Raw genomic sequence first — 19,951 nt, 5'->3', positions numbered from 1 at the left:
GTTCCTTGTGGGTGTGGGTGTGGGTGTGGGTGTGGGTGCGGGGGTCGGTTGACGGTGACGGCGGGTGTCCGGTGATGGGGCGTCAGAGCGGGTCGGCCATGCCGGGGACCGGCTCCACGTGCAGGGCGGACGGCCAGTGGAGCGCCGTCGAGCCCCAGGTGAGGCCGCCGCCGAAGCCGGTGAGCAGGACCCGGTCGCCGGGGCGCAGGGTGCGGCGGGCGGCCGCGTCGGCGAGGGCGAGCGGGACGGAGGCGGCCACGGTGTTGCCGACGCGGTCGAGGTTGACGGCCAACTGGTCGTCGGTGAGCCCGAGTTGTTCGCCGACGGCGCGCAGGATGCGGATGTTCGCCTGGTGGGCGACCAGGCGGTCCAGGTCCGTGCCGCGCCAGCCGATCCGGTCCAGCAGCGTGTGCGCGGACTTGCTCATGTTCAGTACGGCTTCGGTGAAGACGCTGCGGCCCTCCATCGCGAAGAACTCGTCGCCCGCGGGCGGCGGGGTGGCGGTGGAGCGCTGCCGGGAGCCGCCGGCGCGGACGGTGATCAGCTCCGCGCCGCTGCCGTCGCTGCCGAGGTCGAAGCCGAGCAGCGCGCCCGGTTCGTCGGCGCTGCCGGCGCGCAGCACGACCGCTCCGGCGCCGTCGCCGAAGATGGCGCGGGTGGTGCGGTCGGCCGGGTCGAGGAGGGTGGAGAAGGTGTCCGCGCCGATGACCAGGGCCCGTTGTGCGGCACCGGCGGCGATCATCGAGGCGGCCGCGGCCAGGGCGTAGAGGAACCCGGTGCACACGGCGCCGATGTCGAAGGCGGCGACGCCGGACAGTCCGAGCCGGTGGGCCACCGCGGGGGCGGTCGCCGGGCACGGGTGGTCGGGGGTGCTGGTGGCCAGTACGACGAGGTCGGTGGTGTGGTCGGCGTGCGGGTCGCCGGTGGTCCGGCGGGCGGAGTCCAGGGCCCGGCGGCCGGCCGCCACGGCGAGGTCGGAGGTGGCCTCGCCGGGGGCGATGACATACCGCCGGCGGATGCCGGTGCGGGTGCGGATCCAGGTGTCGGAGGTGTCCAGTTGGGCGGCGAGGGCGCTGTTGGGGACGGCGGTGGACGGCACGGCGCCGCCCAGCCCGCAGACGACTGCGGCACGGGTCATGACGGGTCCCCTCCCGGGACGAGGGCGGGCGATGCCACCGTGGTGAGCTGGGTGCGGCCCTCGGCGGCGACGGTGTCGTTCTGTTCGAACACGACGCGGAAGCAGCGCATGTGGGGCAGGTGGGTGCCGAGCGCGCCGTCCTGTTCGGCGGGTTCGTAGGCGCTCAGCCGGACGGTGACCGGGGTGTGCGGTTCGACGAAGCGGTGGAAGGCGAAGTCGTAGCCGGCCACCGCGGTGTGCTGAGGCAGCGCGCCCCAGGTCTCGGCGGCGGTGAAGAGGGACAGTTGGCGCGCCGCTTCGAGCAGTGCCATGGCCGGGACGTGGTCGTGGGCGGGGTCGAAGAGCCCGGGGTTGCCGGATGGCACCCGCAGCCGGGCCTGGGCCCGGCCCTGGCGGAGCGAGACCTGGGTGAGGACGACGTTGGCGGGCCGGGTGCGGCCGACGAGGTGGGGCGCGACGGGCGTGCCGGCCGCGACGGGGGCGCCGGGGCGGACGGTGGCGCGCCGGGCGCGCGGCGGGCGCAGGCCGTCGTACAGGTCGCGGGACAGATGGCGCACGCCCAGCGCGGCGGTGCCGAGGCGGCCGGCCGGCAGGGTCATGTCGCAGGTGTAGGTGATACGGCGGGCGGTGCCGGCGCCGGGGCGGTGGCGGGCGGTGACGGCGAGGGCGAGGTCCGCGGGGCCCTCGGTGCGTCCGGCGGAGAGGATGCCGGGCAGTGCGAGGGTGCAGGATTCGAGCAGGAAGCGTCCGTCCGGCTCCAGTTGCAGCAGTTCCCGGCCGCCGTAGGGTCCGGCCTGCCGGCAGCATTCCAGGAGGAGCAGCGGGTCGATTCCGCCGGCCCGGCCCATATCGGGGAGCCGGTCGGTGTAGTAGGGGTGATCCGCCGGAATGCGGGCGGTGGCGAGGTATTCGGTCGCGGTCAGGGTGCGTACCGCGGTCAGAAAGAGTTCGGGGAGTGCCCAGCGGTCGATCGCGGGCAGGTCACGCCCGCTGGGCAATTCCTCCGTGGCTCTTGGGAGTTGCATGGTTCCCCCGGTGTCATCGCGATGAGGTGTCCGCTGCGGAGGCCGCGAACGAGGTGAATGCGGTGAACGACGTGAATGCGGTGCGTGCGATCACGGTGATGAAGGCGGTGCATTCGGTGAATGCCGCGGAGGCATCGAACGCAGCGCATCTGTCGCGGCGGATTCCCCTACCGGAACAATTTCGCGCTGCGGATTTCCCTTTCCGCATCATCGATGATGTCACTGCATTCACTGCCCCGTCAACCCGCTTTTCCGACCGATTCGCAAGCCGCGACGCAATACTTTTCCCGATGTTTACGCGACGTCTGTCATCGCCGTGCGGATATCCCGGACCAACTGCCCGACGACCAATGCCGACTGCCCTTCGAAGTAGAAGTGGCCGCCCGGGAAGAAGTGCTGCCCGAGGTGCACCTCGGCGCCGTCCGCCCACTCCAGCAGATCGTCCCGGTGCACGACCGGGTCGTCCCGACCACCGAAGAGGGACAGCGGCGGCCGGATCTCCGATGCCGCCGTGCGCGGCTCCCAGGTCTCGACGACGGAGAAGTCGGCACGCACCCGGGCCTCGAACAGCGCCCAGACGTCGTCGTCCGCGAGCACGGTCTCCGGCATCCCGCCCAGGGCTCGCAGCGCCGCCCGGAGCCGGCCGGCGGGCATCCGGTGCAGCGCCTCCCCGCCGGCACCCTCCCCCGGGATCGCGTCGTACGGCGCCTCACAGGCCGATACGCCCAGCCAGCGCGGCTGCGGCAGGCCGCGGGTGCCGAGCTGGGCGGCGGTCTCGTACGCGACGAGGGCGCCCATGCTGTGGCCGAAGAGCACAAAGGGCGTATCCAGCAGGCCGGTTGTCGCCTCGATGAAGAATCCGGCGAGGTCGGCGGCGGTGCGCAGCGGGGGCAGTGGCGCCACCCTCCCCCGGCCGGGCGCCTCGAAGAGGCAGACCTCCCAGTCGTCGGGGAAGTGGGCGACCCAGTCGGTGTAGGCGAGATGGGAGCCGGCCGCATGGTGCAGCAGGAAGACGCGCAGGGCCGGATCGGGTACCGGGCGGGGCCGTACGACGGCGTCGGCGGGGGTGACGGGAGGGCCGGGGGCGGCGGCGTCGGAGTCGGGGGTGAATGCGGTGGTCACGGTCGGTTCCTCCGGTGGGTCGGTCGTCGGCCGGCGGGGTGCGGCCGGGTACGGGACAACTGCCGTCACACGCTGGCGAGTTCGCGGCGAAGGGCGCGCAGCATGCGGGTCAGCACGGTGCTGCCGCCGGCCTCCTGGAAGCGGGTGCGGCCCTCGGACAGCAGCCCCTCGACGGTGTGCCGCCACAGCACCGGGTGGTCGATCTGTTCCAGCAGCACACCGGCGATCCCACCGGCTCGGTAGGGCCGGGCGGTGCGGTTCGCGACCACGGGGAAGGCGGGTGCGGCCAGCTCGGCAGCCGCCAGCTCCGGCGCGAACTCCGCCGCCGCCGGGGCCATGTGCGAGGTGTGGAACGGGCCGCTGACGTCCAGGGGGCGCACCGCACGGGCGCCGGCGGCGCGCAGGGCGCCGCCCGCCTCCGCCAGTTCGTCCACGGGGCCCGCGATCACGGTCTGGTCGGCGGTGTTGAAGTTGGCGGCCTCGACGCCCGTGAGGCCGGAGCGGCGCAGCACCAGCCGGAGCACCGCGTCGTCCAGTCCGACCACCGCGGCCATGCCGCCGCCGGTGACCGCGGACATCGCGCGGGCCCGGGCCGCCACCAGCCGCAGGCCGTCGGCGAAGCCGAACACCCCGGCGGCTTCCAGGGCGTTGTACTCCCCCAGGCTGTGGCCGATCGCGAGGTCGGGTTCGCCGTCCGCCTCGCGCATCACCCGCCAGCCGAGGGCGTTGACGGTGTAGACCGCGGGCTGGGTGTACTCGGTCCGGCCGAGGAGCCCGTCCGGGTCGTCGACGCACAGGTCGCGGAGGGAGTAGCCGAGGATCTCGTCGGCGGCTTCGGTCAGTTCGGGGAAGCGGTCGAACCACTCGGCGCCCATACCGGGGCGCTGGGCCCCCTGGCCGGGGAACATCAGGACGTAGCTCATGGGGTGTGTTCCTCGCTGCGTGCGAATCGAAGGGACGGTGCGGGCCGGCGCCCGGGGGTGGCGGGGGTTCCGGTACGGATCACGGGCCGGGGAGCAGCCGGCTGTCGGCGAAGAGCAGCGGCGGGCCGTCCGACAGCACGTCGAACCGCTCCACCCGGCCGAGCAGCACGGTGTGGTCGCCCGCCGGGAAGGCGGCGGCCAGCGAGCAGTCGAAGGCGGCGACGCCCTCGGTGAGCACGGGCGAGCGGGCGTGGCCGGCCGTCCGCCACGGGCGTCCGGCGAAGCCCGCGGCGCCGGGCGGGCGGGCCGGGTCGGCGAAGTGGCGGGCGTCCGCCTCCTGGTGGGCGGCGAGCACGGTGACCGCGAACGAGCCGCTGTGCAGGGCGTGTTCGCGGAGCCGGGAGTCGTTGCCGAGGGCCACCAGGATCATCAGCGGGTCCATCGAAGCGGTGCTGAAGGCGTTGACGGTGGTGCCGTGCGGCTGTCCGTCGGCCGTCGCGGTGACCACGGTGACGCCGGTGGGGAAGCGGCCCGCGGCGCGCCGGAAGCGCCGGCGTTCGGCCGCGTCGGGGCCCGCGGTCCCGGCGGACGGCGCGGGCCCGGTGGCCGTCGGGCTCGCTGCCATGGCACTCATGCGGAAACCTCGCTTCGCCCGGCCCCGCATGCGCGCGGCACGCGCCTTTCGACGATTCGCTCGCCGCGCTCGCTCATGAGGCCGCCTTCCGCAGGTCGTTGAGGTGACCGAGCCCGTCCAGCACGGTCTTGGCCGGCAGGCCGAAGTCGATGAGGCAGGCCACCTCGTCGACGCCGAGGCCGGCCAGCCGCTCGACGATGCGGGCCGCCTTGGGCACCGTGCCCAGCAGCCCGCCGTCCTCGTAGTGGCGGTCGAAGGCCCGGTCGACGACGAAGTCCACGTCCTTCTCGCGGAGCCTGGCCGGGTCGACGCGCCGGGCGCCGGCGGTCTGCGAGCCGAGCAGCAGCCCCAACGAGCTGCGCAGATAGGCCCGTAGCGGCCCGCGCACCTGGTCGCGTACGGCGTCGTCGTCGGTGCCGAGGAAGGTGTGCACCATCAGCGCGACATGGCCGCTGCCGCCGTCCGCGTCCGGGCGGGCGGCGTACGCCTCGCGGTAGGCGGCGATCTTCCCGGCCAGTTCGTCGGGGTCCTGGCCGAGGAGGTGGGTCAGGACGCCCGCACCGAGCGTCCCGGCGGCGCGGAAGGTCTCCACACCGCCCGCGCTGGTGACCCACACCGGCAACTCCCGCTGGACCGGCTGCGGATACGCGCGCACCCGCTGCTCGGTGCCGCCGCCGTCCCGTACGGTCAGCTCCTCGCCGCGCCACAGGTCGCGCACCTGCCGCACCGTGTCGAACAGGACGGTGCGGCGGTCCGCGTAGTTCTCGGGGCGGAGCGCGAAGTCGACGGCGTGCCAGCCGGAGGCGAAGGCGAGTCCGACCCGGCCGCCGGAGAGGTTGTCGACCACCGCCCACTCCTCGGCGATCCGCAGCGGATGGTGCAGCGGTGCCACGACGCTGCCGGCGCGGACCGCGACCCGGCTGGTGACCGCGGCCACGGCGGCGCCGGTGACCGCGGGGTTGGGGTAGAGCCCGCCGAAGGGGTGGAAGTGGCGCTCGGGGGTCCATACGGCGCTGAAGTCGTTCTCGTCGGCGAACCGGGCGCCCTGGAGCACCAGTTCGTAGCGGCCGGGGGAGGCCGGGTCCTGGCCGTCGTCCCCGAAGTAGAACAGGCTGAAGTCCATCGTCTTCTCTCTGTGGTGGGTGGAGGTGGGTGGGGTGGGGTGGGGGCGGCGCTCGGCGGGGGGCCGGGTCAGGCCGAGGTCGGTGCGGCGGCGCCCGAGGTACGGCTCGCGGCGGCGTCCCCGGTGCCGCGGCCGTCGGCCCGATCGCCGCCGGGGCAGTCGTCCGCGCCGTCGAACGGCCGGTTCCGTTCCGCCCAGCGGGCGACCGCCGGGGTGGCCAGGCCGCCGGCCAGCAGCACCGCCGCGAAGACCAGCCAGCCCGGCCATCCCCAGCCGATGAGCAGGGCGGTGGTCAGCACCGGGGTGATCGCAGTCCCGGCGCGCTGGGCGATCCCGTACAGGCCCTGGTATTGGCCGTGCGCATGGGCGGGGGCCAGTTCGTACGACAGCGCCCAGGAGCCCGCCGAGTGCAGCATCTCGCCGATGACCTGGGCGAGGGCGCCGGCCAGCAGGCAGCCGACGGCCATCCAGGCGGGCCGGCCGGCCGACAGCGCGAAGACGCCGCAGGCCGCCGCGAGCAGCACGCCCGAGCGGCGCATGGCGCGGGCGCCGCCGCGGACGTCCTCCGCGCCGCGGCTCAGGCGGACCTGGAACAGCACGCACATCGCGGTGTTGAGGAACATGATCGCCGCGTAGACGGAGACCGGGGCTCGGGTGCGGTCCGCGATCCAGATCGGCAGCGCGGCGGTCAGCAGGGCGTCGGTGCCCAGCACCAGCACCGCGTTGCACAGCGAGACCGCCAGGTACGGCACATCACGCAGCACGTGCCGGTCGCGCTGCCCCTTGGGGGCGCGGCGGGGGGCCTGCGGCGGAAGTGCCAGGCAGGTCAGACCGCCGACGGTGAAGAGCGCGCCGGCGCCGAGCAGCATGGCGGTGTAGACGGTGCGGGAGTCCGCGGACAGCGCCACACCGCCGAGCAGTGTGCCGCCCGACAGGCCGACGTTGATGACGGACTGGAGGTAGGCGCGGGCGCGGACCCGCTCGCCCGGCGGCAGTGCGTCCGCGATCAGCGCGCCCCGGGCGGCGGTGCTCGCGGAGTCGGCCATCGCGGTCAGGCTGACCACGGCCAGGAATCCCGCGAAGCCGCCGGCCAGGGCGTATCCGCAGACCAGCAGCCCCTGGGTGACGCCGAAGGCGAGGGACGCGGTGCGCGAGCCGAGCCGGTCGGAGAGCTGTCCGGCCGGGATGCTGACGGCCATCGCCAGTACCGCCGAGACGGTCAGCCCCAGGCCGACCTGCCCGGCGGGCACGTGGACGGCGCGGATGAAGTACAGCACGCTGACGGAGAGCAGGAAGCCATTGCCCACCGTGCGTGCCAGGTTGCTGATGGTGAGGACGGTGACGACTCCCGGGGGAGGCATCAGGGTGCGCAGTGCCCGCATCGTCTCGCTGCTCCTTCTGCGTCTGCCGGTACTTGGGTGACTGCCGGACTCCCCCGGCCTGTTGGGCTGCTTCCGGGGCGGTCAGGCGGCCGGGGCCGCGGTGCCGAACCGCTGCCGGAGCGCGGGGCGGTCGATCTTCCCGTTGGGGTTGAGCGGCAGCTCGGCCAGATGGACCAGGCGGCGCGGCACCATGTGGACGGGGATGTGCCTGCGCAGCCAGAGCATCGCGGCGGTGGCCTTGAGTTCCTCGCCCGTGTAGCAGCCGACGAGTTCGGTGCCGCCGTCGCCGGGCACCGCGACCACCACGGCTTCCCGCATGGCCGGGTGCCTGCGCATCGCCGCCTCGATCTCGCCGAGTTCGATGCGGTAGCCGCGCACCTTGACCTGGTTGTCCAGCCGGCCCAGGTGGACCAGGGCGCCGTCCTCGTGCCGCACCCGGTCGCCGGTGCGGTAGTAGTGGGCGGCGGTGAGCGGGTGGCGGCCGTCGTACGGTGTGGCCCGCTCGCCGTCGAAGGAGAGGAAGCGGCCGGTGTCGTCCGCCGGGTTCAGATAGCCGTCGAAGCGCTGGGAGCCGCGGACGCACAGTTCGCCCTCGGCGGCCGGGCGGCCGTCCTCGTCCAGGATCAGGGTGTCGAGGAAGTCGTAGACGGGCCCGATCGGCACGGTGCCGTTGGAGGTGGCGGGCCAGTCGTCCGGGTCGGCGGGCAGCCGGAACTCGGTGCAGGCGACGGTGAGTTCGGTCGGGCCGTAGACGTTCTCGATGACCGCGTTCGGGGCCACCTCCTGCCAGGCGGCGGCCTGGCGGTAGGTCAGCTGCTCGCCGATGAAGATGCCGTAGCGCAGCCCGGTGGCCAGTCCGGTGGGCAGATTGCCGAGCCCGGCCGCCACCGAGACGAGCGAGGGCACCGAGAACCAGTGGCTGATGCCGCGCTCGACGAGGTAGTCGACCGGTGTCAGCAGCTCGGTGCGGCCCGGCGCGACCAGTGTGGCACCACCGCCCCAGGTGACGAACAGGTCGAAGACGGACGGGTCGAAGGTCAGGTCGAAGGTGTGCGAGACCCGGCAGCCGGGCCCGACCTCGAAGCGCGCGATGTTGCGGGCGATGTACGGGGAGAGGTTGCGGTGCCGGATCGGCACGCCCTTGGGCCGCCCGGTGGACCCCGAGGTGAACAGGACGTAGGCGATGTCGTCCGGGGCGGTGTCCGGTGCGGGCGGCGCCGGCAGCGTGGCCGCCGTGCCGCCGTACGCCGCCGCCTCGTCGTCGGGCAGGGTGAGACCGGTGTGCCTCGACCTCTCCAACTGCTCCGCGAAGTCGGGTAGTTGGGCGGAGCCCGCCTCGTCCGTGAGGAGCACCTCGGCGCCGGCCAGCTCGTACACGCCCAGGTTGCGGCGGGCCGGGTAGGCCGGGTTGAGCGGGGTGACCACCGCTCCCAGCCGCAGCGCGGCCAGGTAGCCGGCGAACGCGGTGAGGCTGCGCGAGGCGAGCAGCGCGATCCGCCGCGGCGGGCGGCCGTGCGCCGCGAGGATCCGGGCGGCCACCCCGGTGGCGCAGTCGTGCAGCTGCCGGTAGGTGAGGGTGCGGTCCCCGACCTCCAGGGCCGGCGCGTCGGGGAAGCGGTCGGCGGAGCGGGTGAACCAGTCGTACAGCGTGCGGTCGTCGGTGCGGTCAGTCATCTCGGTCCTCGGTGAGGGTGGCGGCGAGCAGCGCCGCGATCTCGGGGTCGTGGGCGGCGGTGCGCCGCAGGCCGTGCAGGAGGAGGTCGCCGACCGGCAGCTCGCCGTCCGGCTGCCGGTCGCGCCAGGCCCCCCAGGCGCGCGCCTGGATCCGGCCGGCGCCGGGGGCGCTCGCCGCCAGGGTGCGGAGCGCGAGCGGGTCCAGGGCCCGCGGGTCGGGGTCGCTCTCCAGGGCCCGCAGAGCGACCGCGCGCTGCCACCGGCGCACGGGGACGCCTTCGGTGGCGAGGCCGGCCGCGGCGAGCCGGGCGAAGAGCGCGCGGACGGTCAGCGGTTCCTCGTCCACCAGGTGGTACGCGCGCCCCACCGAGCCCGGCGCGGCCAGGAGTTCGGCCATCGCGCGGGCCGCGAGCGGGAGCGGGGTGAGCGGCAGCGGCTGATCGTCCAGCGGATGCCGGCCGACCGCCGCACTGCCGATGAGGAGGTGCGCGAGGGCGTCCCCGGTGCTGCCGCCCGGCGCCCCGAGGAGCAGCCCGGTGCGGAAGACCCGTACCCGCATACCGTCCCGCTCGGCGCGCTCCAGGAGCCGTTCGGCCACCCAGGCGGCCTGCGCCGCGCCGCCGCGCCGCGGGTCGAGCGGCTGCTCGCGGCTCTCCTCGATCACCGCTTCGGCGCCGAGCGCGGGCGCGCAGGCGGCGAGCGGGGAGATCAACGTGCAGTCCGGGACGGCCTGTTCGCGCATCCAGCCGAGGATGTCGGCGAACGGGAGGACGCGGTGCAGCCGGGCTTCCCCGTACGGGAGACCCGGGCCGGTGCCGGTGGTCGCGTGCACCACCCGTCCGATACCGGCGGCCGGTTCGGCGTCGTGGTGGCGGCGGAGCGCCTTGCCGACCGCGGACGGCTCGGCGGGGACGATCCGGACCCGGGCGGGGTCGGGCTCCGGGAGGCCGAGCCGGGCCGCCGCCGCGGCGAGCAGCGCCCGGCCGCTCTCCTCGTCGGGCACCGGCAGCAGCCGGTGCACCGGTGCGGCGGACCGTGTCAGCAGCTCGTGCAGCAGGGTGGTTTCCAGTGCGCCGGTGTCGCCGCTGAGCAGCGTGCCGGGGCCCGGTGTGCGGTCGGCGGCCGCCAACTCGCCCAGCGGCAGGGCCAGATCGGCATCCAGCGGATCGGCCTCGCGGCCGTCGGCCGGCTGTGCGGGCCGGGCCGCCGCCGGATCCTGCGGAGTGCCGGGGCTCCGGAGCCCGCGGACGATCTGCGCCATCCGCCCGGCGGTGGCCTGGCCGCCGCCGGCCCGGTGGACGTTGACCGACACGCCGTGGCGGCGCTGGACGGCGGCCTCGATCCGCATGGCGGTCAGCGAGTCGCCGCCCAGCTCGCCGAAGGCGCGGTCCGGACCGAGGTCGGGGATCCCGAAGATCTCCCGCCAGAGGTCGACGAGGTCGGCTGTCAGGTCGTCGCGCTGCCGCCGCTCCGGCCGGGCGTCGGGTGCCGCCAGCGGGGCGGCGAGCGGCGGCAGCCGGTCCAGCGCCCAGTAGCGGCGCCGGGTGAACGGGTAGGTGGGCAGCGGCACCCGGCGCCCGCGGCCCGCGGCCGGCACCTGCCAGTCGACGTCGACGCCGTGCAGCCAGGCCGCGCCGAGCGCCTCGTCGAGCCGGTCGTCGAGCCGGTCTCCGGCGGGGTTGCCGGTTGCGTTGCCGAGGGGGCCGGTAGCAGCGGCGGACAGCGCCTCGGCCGCGATGACGTACCGGTCGTCCGCCGGACCGCCCTCCTCCGGGTCCGTCACGAACTCGGCGCGCCCCCGGAAGGCCGCGGCCAGCCGTTCGCGTACGCCCTCCGGCAGCCCGGCCGGGGGCAGGACCAGCCGGACGCCCCGCCGGGCGGGCGGGGTCGCCGGTGCGGGGGCGCGCAGCGCGGCGGGCAGGTCCACCGGGGCCGCGCACACCACCCGGCGCCGCGCGAAGGCGGTCCGCCCGACCCGCAGCGTATGGGCGGCATCCGCGGCGGCGACCGCGCCGTGCTCCAGTGCGTCGGCCAACTCCCCTGCCATCCGGTCCAGTTCGGTGTCGCCCCGGGCCGACAGCAGCAGCCGCACCCGGTCTCCGGCCGGCGCGGCGGGCCGGACGGGAGGCGGCGGCGGGCCGATGACCACGGTCGCGTTGGTGCCGCCCAGGCCCATCGAATTGACCAGGACGTAGCGGTCGTCGCCGGCGATCCGCTCCGGCTCGACCGGAATGCGGAACGGGCTGTCGGCCAGCACGCCGGGGCTGCGCGGGCGCTCGAAGAGCGGCTGGGCGGGCAGTACGCCGGTACGGGCCACCTCGACGGCCTTGATGAGGCCGGCGATCCCGGCCGCCGGTCCGCAGTGGCCGATGTTGGCCTTGACCGAGCCCAGACCGCAGAAGCCGGTGACGCCCGGGGCGACGCCCAACCCCTCGGTCAGACCGCGCAGTTCGATCTGGTCGCCGAGGGGGGTGCCGGAGCCGTGCGCCTCGACGTAGCGCAGCTGGTCGCCGCGGACCCCGGCCACGTCGAGTGCGGCGGCCACCACGTCGGCCAGCCCGGCGGGGCTGGGCGCGGTGAAGCCGGAGCGGGCGGAGCCGTCGTTGCCGACCGCCGAGCCGTGCACCACCGCGAGCACCGGGTCGCCGTCCGCCAGCGCGTCGCGGAGCCGGCGCAGCACGACGGCGCCTACGCCCGAGCTGAAGGACGTACCGGTGGACCGCGCGTCGAACGGCCGGCACCGGCCGTCCCGGGAAGCCAGCGCGCCGGGGTGGTGCCGGTAGCCGAGCACCGGCTCGTTGACCGCCGCGCCGCCGGCCAACGCCAGGTCGCACTCTCCGGACAGCAGGCTGAGCACCGCGTAGTGCACCGCGGTCAGCGACGACGAGCAGGCGGTCTGCACGCCGACGGACGGTCCGCGCAGGCCCAGCTTGTACGCCACCCGGGACGGCAGGAAGTCGCCGAGGCCGCCGAGGTGCAGCAGCACGTCGTCGACCGCGCCCAGCACGCCGTCCGTCCGCATCCGGGCGGCCTGGAGCGCGGCCAGGTAGGTGCCGGCGCTGCCGCCCGCGAACACGCCGGTGATCAGGGGGTCCCCGCTCGGCGCGTGCCCAGCGGACTCCAGTGCCTGCCAGCACACTTCGAGGAAGATCCGCTGCTGGGGGTCGGTGGCCTCCGCCTCGGTGGGCGAGTAGCCGAAGAACTCCGCGGCGAAGTCCTCCGCGCCGGGCAGCGTGGCCGCCGTCGTCACATAGGCCGGGTCGTCCAGGGTCTCCTCGGTCAGCCCCGCGGCCAGCAGCGCGGACCGGTCCAGGTCGCGGAAGGCCACCCGGCCCTCGGCGATGTTGCGCAGGAACTCCGCGTGGTCGCGGGCGTCGGGGAAGCGGCAGCCGACCCCGATGACGGCGATCGCCGCATCGTCGCTCACGCCCGGACCTCCCCGCCGCGCCGCTCCCGGCCGAGCAGCCGGACGCGTCCGGCGGCCGGGGAGCGCTCGGCGGCCGGTGCCGCCGCGCTCCGCGGCCCGCCCGCGAGCAGTGCCGCCTGGGCGAACACCGTGCTGTGCTGGAAGAGATCGGCGGCGTCCAGTTCGCGGTCCGTCAGCCCGGACAGCTGGTCCAGCAGGACGATCAGCAGCAGTGAATCGCCGCCCGCGTCGAAGAAGTTGACGTCGTACGGGACGCTGTCGACGTCCAGCACCTCCCGCCAGGCGGCGCCGACCCGCTCGGCGAGTGCGGCCGGGTCGGGCCCGGTCTCCGCCGCCTCGGGCGCGGTTGCGGGGTGCGGGGTGGTGTTCTGCTGTGCGTCGGTGAGCACGGGAGCCTCCGGATCGGTGGTGAGGTCGGCCGCGGCGGCGGTCAGTTCGCCGAGCAGCGCATCGACGGTGTCGGCGTCGAAGAGGGCGGTGGCATAGGTGAGCTGGAGGCCGATGCGGTCGCCGCCGGCGGCGGCGGTCAGCTCCAGCTCGTACTTGAGCCTGAGCGCAGGCGGCCGGGCGTAGCGGGTGGCGATACCCGCGCCCAGATCGGGCGGACGGGACGCCTCGTCCAGGGCGTCGACGTAGACAGGGGTGACCGGCGGCCGGCTCAGATCGCGGCCGGGGTGCAGTGCGGCGGCCAGCGCGTCGAACGGGGCGTCCGCGTGCCGGAAGGCGGTCATCGCGGAGGTCCGCACCCGGGTCAGCAGGGTGCGCCAACTCGGGTCTCCGGTCAGATCCGCCCGTACCAGCAGGGTGTTGACGAACATCCCGACGGTCCCGGCCGCCCGGGCGCCGTCCCGGCCGGCCCAGGGGAAGGCGAACAGGAAGTCCCGCTGGCCGCCGCGCCGGGCCAGGACCGCGGCCAGCAGTGCGGTCGCGGTCATGAAGGTCGTGCAGCCCAGTTCGGCGGCGATCTCCCGGATGCGGGCGCTGTCCGCGGCCGGCAGCAGCGTCTCGCGGACGTCCGCCTCGATGCTCTGCGCGGCCGGGCGCGGCCGGTCGTACGGCAGGGCGATGTCCGTCGGCGCGCCGCGCAGCCCGTCCAGCAGGGCGCCGGGCGCGCCGTCCGCCGCCGGAGCGGCGGGGAGCCGGGCCGGGTGCGGGGCGTCCGGCAGGTCGCCCGGGAGCCGCCCGCCACCGCTCAACGTGCGGTAGGTGTCCGCCAGTTCGGTCATGACCAGGCCGAGCGACCAGCCGTCCGTGACGATGTGGTGCACCGCGTACAGCAGCACCGTGCGCTGCCCGGCCAGGGCGATCACCTCACCGTGCGCGGGGGCCTGCCGGGCGAGGTCGACGGGGGCCCAGCACGCGCGCGCCAGATGCTCGCGCAGTTCCCCGTCGGTCCAGGCCGTGCCGTCGACCCGGTCGACCTCCGGCGGGCCGCCGTCGGTCCGGTAGTGGACGCGCCGCGCCCGGGCGTCCAGCGTGAAGCGGGAGCGCAGGCCGGGGTGGCGGGCCAGTACGGCGGCGAAGGCGTCGCGCAGCAGCGCGCGGTCCACCGGCCCGTCGATCTCGACGACGCTGGGCGCGAGATAGGCCGCGCGGAGCGCGGGCAGCCGGTCCATGAACCACAGCCGCTGCTGTACGGGGGACGCCGGGTAGCGGCCGTCGTGCGGGTCCGCGGCGGTGTGCTCCTCCCGGGCCGCGCCGGGGGCCCGGTCGAGGAAGCGGGCGAGTCCGGCCACCGTCGGATCGGCGAGGAAGTCCCGCAGCGGGACCGCGGTTCCGCATTCCCGTTCGACGGCGGCCAGCATCCGTACGGCGAGCAGGGAGTGCCCGCCCAGGGTGAAGAAGTCCCCGTCCGCGGGGATCGCGGCGCCCGCCCCGGCGTCCTCGGCGGCCGCGGTGCCGTCCGGCGACGCGCCGCCCGCGCCCGCTTCTGCCAGGGTCTGGGCCATCAGGTGGGCCACCCGCCGCTGCGTGTGGGTCAGTTGCGCCGGGTGGCGCTCGCCGCGCGGCAGCGTCCGGCCGCCACGCGCCACCAGCGCCGTCAGCGCCGCGAAGTCGACCTTGTCGTTGGCGGTGCGCGGCAGCGCGTCCACCACGTGCACCTCGGCGGGCAGCACGGCCGCGGGCAGCCAGCTCAGCAGCGGGCGGACGACCTCCTCGTGGGTGGGGGCGCGGCCGGGGGCCAGGACCACGTAGGCGACCAGGCGCTCGGGGGAGCCGGCCGGGTGGACCGCGGCCGCCGCGACGGCCGGGTTCTCCTCGATGAGCGTGCGGACCTCGTTCGGCTCGATCCGGTTGCCGAGGATCTTCACCTGGTCGTCGATGCGCCCCAGGTATTCCAACTCGCCGTCGGGGCGCACCAGTACGCGGTCGCCGGTGCGGTACATCAGCGCGCCAGGTGCCGGTGCGTACGGGTCGGGCAGGAACGCCGCGGCGGTGCGCTCCGGCTGCCCGAGGTAGCCGAGCGCCACCCCGGTGCCCGCGACGTACAGCTCACCGGGCACCGCGGCGGGCAGTTCCTCGCCGTGCGGACCCAGCACGTAGGCACGGGTGTTGGGGAGCGGCCGGCCGATGGCCGGGGCACGGTCGTCGCCGGGGTCGGCCACCGCGCGGGTGCTGTTGCAGGACGCCTCGGCGGGGCCGTAGACGTTGCGCACCTCGGCGCCCCACCGGCGGGTGCAGGCGGTGGCCAGGGACCGCGGCAGCGCCTCGCCGCCGGAGTAGACGACCCGCAGCGAGGACGGGGCACCCGGGCCCGCCCTGTCGGCATCGGCCGCGTCAGCCGCTTCGAGCATCGCGTGCAGCAGGCTGGGGGTGACCGAACCGGCCACCGTGGCGCCCTCCGGGCCGTGGATCAGCCGCAGCAGCGCGGCCGGATCGCGGCGTTCGACATCGTCGGCGAGGACGATCCGGGCCCCGGCGAGCAGCCCTTGGACGACGTTGAAGGCGGCGGGGTCGAAGGCGGTGCCCGCGGTCACCAGCAGCCGGTCGGCGGTGTCCAGCGCGCAGTCGTCGGCCCACCACAGGGCGGTGTTGAGCAGACCGCGGTGCGGGACCAGGACGCCCTTGGGGCGCCCGGTGGTTCCGGAGGTGTAGATCACCACGGCCGGGTCCTCCAGACCGGGGCGCCCGGCGTCGAGGGGCTCCATCGCGGCCCCGGAGGCCGGAGCCTGCCGCAGCGCCCGGATCTCCTCCAGCGCGACCGGCTTTGCCGCGGTGTCCAGCCCGCGAAGCAGCTCCGCGCCCGCCTCGTCCACCAGCACCGAGGCGGCCCCGGTCTCCTCCAGGACGTAGCGGATGCGGGCCGGCGGGGTGTCCATCGCCAGCGGTACGAACGCGGCTCCGGCGCGCAGTACGCCCAGCCAGCCCGCCACCAGGGCCCCGCCGCGGGCGGCGAGCACCGGCACGAAGGCGCCGGGCCCCGCACCGTGCGCCACCAGGTGCCGGGCCACCCGGCGCGACCAGTCGTCCAGCTGCCGCCAGCTCAGGTCGGCCCCGGCGCAGCGCACCGCGGTGCGGGTACCGCCGTCGGCGGCCTCCTCGGCGGCGAACCGCAGCTCCAGCAGCTCCACCGCGGTTGCGCCCGGACCGTTCACGGCCGGTGTACTCCTCATGCCTCTCCCTCTCGTGAGACGTCCCGGCCGCCGGTCACGGCGCCGATCCGCTGCCGGTAGTGCGCGGCCAGGTCCCGCCGCCCGCCGTCGAGTACGGTCACCGGCGGCCGGCCGGCGGTCCGCTCGGTGAGGGGCAGCGCGCGCAGCGCGGTACCCGGAGCGGCGACCGCCGCCGCGAGCAGCGTGGTGAAGTTCCCGGCGAGCTGCCGGGCGGTGGACTCGCCGTAACGGTCGAGGTCGTACTCGACGGTGCCGAGCAGCCCGTCGTCGCCGTACTCCAGCGTGAGCGTGACATCGAGCTTGGTGGTGCCGGTCGGCAGCAGTCGGGGCGGGCCGAACCGGGGCCGGTCGCCGAGCCGCGGCGCGGGCGCGTTCTGGAGGACGAAGCCGACGCTGACCAGCGGGCCCGGTTCACGGAAGCGGTCCGCGCCCGCCGCGGCCGCCAACTGCTCGTACGGCAGCCGCTGATGGGACAGCGACCGGAACGCCTCGCCGCGCACCTCGGTGCACAGCCGCGCGAACGGCCGGTCCGGCTCGGGCCGGCAGACCAGCGGCACGGTGTTCACGAAGAACCCGATCAGCCCTTCGACGGCCGGGTGCGCACGGTTGGCGGCGACGGTCCCGAGCAGGAACTCCTCCCGGCCGGTCCAGCGCTGCACCACGGCCTGGAAGGCGGCGAAGAGGACGACGAACGGGGTGGCCCGCAGCTCCGCCGCCAACTCCTCGGCCGCGGTGGACAGTTCGCCGGGCACGGTGAAGAGGTGCTGGGCTCCCCGGCGGTCCCCCTCCGGGACCTGGGGGCGGGGCGGGCAGCTGCCCAGCGCCAGGTCGCCGGAGGCACCCCGCAGCTGCGCGAGCCGGGCGCCGACCCGCTCGGCCGTCGCCGACGGGGCCGAGACCTCCCGGTCCCACTCGGCGAAGTCGGTGTACTGGAGCGGCAGTTCGGGCAGCCGCGGGACGCCGCCGCCGAGCGCCTGGCCGTACGCCGCGGCCAGGTCCTCGTACAGCGCGCCGAGCGACCAGCCGTCCACCGCGATGTGGTGCACCACCAGCAGCATCAGATCGCCGTCCGGGCCGCCCTGCCACACGGCGCAGCGCAGCGGCGGCCCCGCCGCCAGGTCGAACGGCGCACGGGCGTGCCGGGCCAGCTCCTCGTCCCCTTCCGGCGGCCGGGCCGTCACCTCCAGGGGTACCGGACCCGGCGCGCCGACGTGCTGGACGGGGCGGCCGTCGCGCAGTCCATAGGTGGTGCGCAGGATCTCGTGGCGCTCGACGACGGCGGCCAGCGCCGACGCCAGCGCGCGGGGGTCGAGCGGCTCGTACCAGCGGGTGAGGAGCGGGACGTTGTAGGCGGCCGATCCGGGCGCCGCGGCGTCGATGAACCACAGCCGCTCCTGCGCGCGGGACAGCGGCGCGGTCGCGGCGTGGCGACGGGTCAGCGGGGGCGAGGGGAGCCGCGCCATCAGGACCCCTTTCTCGGGTCGTTCTCGGGCCCTTTCGCGGGCCGTGTCTCGGTGGTTTCTCGGGCTGTGCCCGGGTTTCGGCGACCTCCCGTGAGCGGGAGCGGGAGCGGTGGCAGGGGCGTGGGGACGGGGAACGGGAACGGGAACGGCAGCGGGGCGGGCGCCGGGACGGCCCGGCTCCGACGGCCGGCGGTCACGGCAGGCTCGGCGCCGACTCCGCGACGCGCTCGGCGAGTTCGTCGATCCCGGCGGCGAGCAGGACGTCGTACGGTTCGAGGTCGACAGCGAGCAGTTCGCGGATCCGGGACGCGGCCTGGGCGGCCAGCAGCGAGGTGCCCCCGAGCGAGAGGAAGTCGTCGGCGGGGCCGATGACGCGGACGCCGAGCAGCTCGGCCCAGATGCCGCGCAGGACATCGGCGGGTTCGGTGCCCGCGGCCCCCTCCCCCGCGGGGACCGGGCCCGTACCGGCGGACTCCGCGTCCGCGGCGATCAGGGCTTCGATGCTCCGCCGGTCGGCCTTCCCGGTGGAGTGCAGCGGCAGGCTCTCCAGGGGCGTCCAGCGGCCGGGCAGCATGTACGCCGGGAGCGACGCGGCCAACTCGGCGGTGAGCGCGGCGATCTGCTCGTCCGCGCCGGCGGGCGGACCGGACGCCAGGAACGCCCCGGCCAGCCGGGCCGCCGGGCCCTCCCCCACCTTCACCACGAAGGCGGCCTCGGTGCGGCCGGTGGCGACCGCCGCGCGCTCGATCTCCTCCAGCTCGACGCGGAAGCCGCGCAGCTTGACCTGGCGATCCGCCCGACCGATCAACTCCAGTTCTCCATCGGGAAGTTGACGTACGAGGTCGCCGGTGCGGTACATCAGTCCGGCGGTGCCCGGCTCGGGGACGAAGGAGCGGGCGGTCCGCTCCGGCCGGCCCAGGTAGCCGAGCGCCACGCCGGGGCCGCCGATGCACAGTTCGCCGGGCTGCCCGGGTGGCACCGGCCGCAGCGCCTCGTCCAGCACCGCGAGCCGGGTCTGCTGGATGGCCCGGCCGATGGGGATCCGGTCGCGTCCGGCGAGCGAGGCGTCGGTGCAGTCGAAGAAGGTGGCGAACACGGTGGTCTCGGTCGGCCCGTAGCCGTTGACCAGCCGCCCGGGGGCGCCGGCGGCCAGCACCGCGCGCACCGCGGCCGGTTCCAGTTGCTCGCCACCGACGACGAGGGTGCGCAGCGACGCGAGTGCGCCGGGGCTGCTGCGGGCGACCAGGTGGAAGAGCGAGGTGGTCAGGAAGAGGGTGGTGATGCCCTCGTCCCGCAGGAGGGCGGCCCAGCGGTCCAGGGCGAGGTCGACGACGGTCGGCAGGACGACGAGGGTGGCGCCCGCGGTGAGCGCGCCCCAGACCTCGAAGGTGGTGGCGTCGAAGGCGGGGTTGGCGGCCTGCCCGACCCGGTCGCCGGGTGCGATGGTGCAGAAGGTGGCGCCGGTGACCAGCCGGCGTACGGCGCGGTGCGGTACGACGACGCCCTTGGGTGCGCCGGTGGACCCCGAGGTGTAGCCGACGTACAGGGGACTGTCGTCCGTCACCGCCGAATCCGGGACCGCGGCCTCGCCGGCCTCCGCCCCGGCCTCGCCCTCGCCCTCGCCTGCGGGCACGGACAGCCGCCGCAGCCCGTCGACCGCGGCCGTCCGGCCGGCCCGTGCGGTGTCGTTCCCGTCGGCGACGAGGGTGCGGACCCGTGCGTCGGCCAGGATCGTCGCCACGCGTCCGGCGGGCGCCTGGGCGTCGAGCGGCACGTAAGCGGCGCCGGCCCGCGCGATGCCGAGCAGGGCGACGACGAGGTCGGCGCCGCGGGCGAGGTCGACGGCGACCGGTTCGCCCGCCCGCACGCCGTGTGCGGCCAGGGCGGCGGCCAGCCGGCCGGCCCGCCACCACAGCTGACGGTAGGTCAATTCGGTGCCGCCGGGCTCGCGTACGGCACAGGCGTCGGGGTACTCCCGGACGCGGTCGGCGACGATGTGGTGCACCCCGCGTGCACCGGCCCGGGGGGCGGCAGCGTGCGCATACATACCCATGGCTCAATTCCTCAGGTCGAATTCGTGGAACGCGGTCCGCGCGGGCACACCACGGCTTCCGGCAGGGCATGCCGGACCGCCGCACGGCAACCGCCGCGCTGGTAAGGGGAATGAGGCGCGGGAAAACATCCGCCCCGGCACCCGGGCATGCGGAATCGCGCGGCGCCGGCGCGTGCACCACACCGGCGGCCGAATGCGACCGCAGCCGAAGGAAACCCCCGCCCCGTGAAACTGGAAAACCGGCAGCGAAAGAAGACGTGGACGTCCCAGAGGAAAATGCGCGCAGGCGCCCCATCGCGCTTGCGCCGTCCTCTCACCGTGCGATCGCCGGTGGCTTTCAGTCATGAGTTGCGCGGGAATCCCGTTCGGTTTA

12 protein-coding genes are annotated in these 19,951 nt (G+C 75.5%); all 12 read right to left on the bottom strand.

The genetic code is table 11. The annotated features are described in order from the left end of the window. Positions 1-82: 82 nt before the first annotated feature. The 12 genes from GR130_RS15180 to GR130_RS15125 all read right to left on the bottom strand — a co-directional run bounded on the left by GR130_RS15180 (position 83) and on the right by GR130_RS15125 (position 19,578). On the bottom strand, positions 83-1,138 hold the full coding sequence (locus GR130_RS15180) for a beta-ketoacyl-ACP synthase 3 (protein ID WP_159505228.1): 1,056 nt from the start codon (positions 1,136-1,138) through the stop codon (positions 83-85). Further along, positions 1,135-2,136: an AfsA-related hotdog domain-containing protein gene (locus GR130_RS15175; RefSeq protein WP_159505227.1), complete on the bottom strand. Its 1,002-nt coding sequence runs from the start codon at positions 2,134-2,136 to the stop codon at positions 1,135-1,137. The genes GR130_RS15180 and GR130_RS15175 overlap by 4 nt, the downstream gene beginning before the upstream one ends. Positions 2,137-2,457: 321 nt before the next feature. Continuing rightward, positions 2,458-3,285, bottom strand: a complete 828-nt coding sequence (locus tag GR130_RS15170; protein WP_159505226.1) for a thioesterase II family protein — start codon at positions 3,283-3,285, stop codon at positions 2,458-2,460. A 65-nt stretch (positions 3,286-3,350) separates the two neighbouring features. Continuing rightward, a complete protein-coding gene (gene fabD, locus GR130_RS15165) occupies positions 3,351-4,208 on the bottom strand; it encodes an ACP S-malonyltransferase (RefSeq protein ID WP_159505225.1) in 858 nt (285 codons plus the stop codon). Positions 4,209-4,287: 79 nt separating this feature from the next. Continuing rightward, a complete protein-coding gene (locus GR130_RS15160; protein WP_159505224.1) occupies positions 4,288-4,842 on the bottom strand; it encodes a flavin reductase family protein in 555 nt (184 codons plus the stop codon). Between the two features lie 73 nt (positions 4,843-4,915). Further along, a complete protein-coding gene (locus tag GR130_RS15155; protein WP_159505223.1) occupies positions 4,916-5,965 on the bottom strand; it encodes a MupA/Atu3671 family FMN-dependent luciferase-like monooxygenase in 1,050 nt (349 codons plus the stop codon). 68 nt (positions 5,966-6,033) lie between these two features. Further along, positions 6,034-7,347, bottom strand: coding sequence for an MFS transporter (locus GR130_RS15150; protein WP_159505222.1), 1,314 nt, complete (start codon positions 7,345-7,347; stop codon positions 6,034-6,036). 81 nt (positions 7,348-7,428) lie between these two features. Next, the gene (locus GR130_RS15145) at positions 7,429-9,021 is read right to left on the bottom strand and encodes an amino acid adenylation domain-containing protein (protein WP_159505221.1); all 1,593 of its coding nucleotides are present in this window, start codon (positions 9,019-9,021) and stop codon (positions 7,429-7,431) included. Beyond that, the gene (locus GR130_RS15140) at positions 9,014-12,448 is read right to left on the bottom strand and encodes a beta-ketoacyl synthase N-terminal-like domain-containing protein (protein ID WP_159505220.1); all 3,435 of its coding nucleotides are present in this window, start codon (positions 12,446-12,448) and stop codon (positions 9,014-9,016) included. The genes GR130_RS15145 and GR130_RS15140 overlap by 8 nt, the downstream gene beginning before the upstream one ends. After that, a complete protein-coding gene (locus tag GR130_RS15135) occupies positions 12,445-16,044 on the bottom strand; it encodes a non-ribosomal peptide synthetase (protein ID WP_159505219.1) in 3,600 nt (1,199 codons plus the stop codon). The genes GR130_RS15140 and GR130_RS15135 overlap by 4 nt, the downstream gene beginning before the upstream one ends. A gap of 14 nt (positions 16,045-16,058) precedes the next feature. After that, on the bottom strand, positions 16,059-17,525 hold the full coding sequence (locus GR130_RS15130) for a condensation domain-containing protein (RefSeq protein ID WP_159505218.1): 1,467 nt from the start codon (positions 17,523-17,525) through the stop codon (positions 16,059-16,061). Between the two features lie 193 nt (positions 17,526-17,718). Continuing rightward, entirely contained in the window at positions 17,719-19,578 is a 1,860-nt protein-coding gene (locus tag GR130_RS15125) for a non-ribosomal peptide synthetase (protein ID WP_201304891.1), read from the bottom strand. Positions 19,579-19,951 lie beyond the last annotated feature (373 nt).

Source organism: Streptomyces sp. GS7 (genome assembly GCF_009834125.1).
Classification (GTDB): domain Bacteria; phylum Actinomycetota; class Actinomycetes; order Streptomycetales; family Streptomycetaceae; genus Streptomyces.
This window is presented reverse-complemented; position numbering and strand designations above follow the sequence as displayed.

Excerpts from the sequence above, each read along its gene's own strand:
- GR130_RS15180 (WP_159505228.1), bottom strand. The coding sequence starts at position 1,138 with ATGACCCGTGCCGCAGTCGTCTGCGGGCTGGGCGGCGCCGTGCCGTCC.
- fabD (WP_159505225.1), bottom strand. The coding sequence starts at position 4,208 with ATGAGCTACGTCCTGATGTTCCCCGGCCAGGGGGCCCAGCGCCCCGGT.
- GR130_RS15160 (WP_159505224.1), bottom strand. The coding sequence starts at position 4,842 with ATGAGTGCCATGGCAGCGAGCCCGACGGCCACCGGGCCCGCGCCGTCC.
- GR130_RS15155 (WP_159505223.1), bottom strand. The coding sequence starts at position 5,965 with ATGGACTTCAGCCTGTTCTACTTCGGGGACGACGGCCAGGACCCGGCC.
- GR130_RS15150 (WP_159505222.1), bottom strand. The coding sequence starts at position 7,347 with ATGCGGGCACTGCGCACCCTGATGCCTCCCCCGGGAGTCGTCACCGTC.
- GR130_RS15145 (WP_159505221.1), bottom strand. The coding sequence starts at position 9,021 with ATGACTGACCGCACCGACGACCGCACGCTGTACGACTGGTTCACCCGC.
- GR130_RS15130 (WP_159505218.1), bottom strand. The coding sequence starts at position 17,525 with ATGGCGCGGCTCCCCTCGCCCCCGCTGACCCGTCGCCACGCCGCGACC.
- GR130_RS15125 (WP_201304891.1), bottom strand. The coding sequence starts at position 19,578 with ATGGGTATGTATGCGCACGCTGCCGCCCCCCGGGCCGGTGCACGCGGG.